Source organism: Serratia oryzae (assembly GCF_001976145.1).
Classification (GTDB): Bacteria; Pseudomonadota; Gammaproteobacteria; order Enterobacterales; family Enterobacteriaceae; genus Chania; species Chania oryzae.
Map to the genome: position 1 here is coordinate 36,861 of NZ_MOXD01000018.1, position 343 is coordinate 37,203.

Below are 343 nucleotides of genomic sequence, written 5' to 3' on the forward strand. Positions count from 1 at the left end.
CATTTCAACCGTTGCATTCTTTCTGCAACCATCAAAACCAATCTCGGAACATTCGCTGAAAATTAAATCTACTTACTCTCTCACAAAAACACCTTCGGTGTTGTAAGGTTAAGCCTCACGGTTCATTAGTACTGGTTAGCTCAATGCATCGCTGCACTTACACACCCAGCCTATCAACGTCTTAGTCTTAAACGTTCCTTTAGGGTCCTCAAGGGACCAGGGAAGACTCATCTCGAGGCAAGTTTCGTGCTTAGATGCTTTCAGCACTTATCTTTTCCGCACTTAGCTACCGGGCAGTGCCATTGGCATGACAACCCGAACACCAGTGGTGCGTTCACTCCGG

The 343-nt window shown here is 46.6% G+C and carries 1 rRNA gene; it reads right to left on the reverse strand.

The features are described 5' to 3' along the window. Positions 1-104: 104 nt before the first annotated feature. A 23S ribosomal RNA gene (locus tag BMI79_RS21660) occupies positions 105-343 on the reverse strand; the annotation flags it as partial.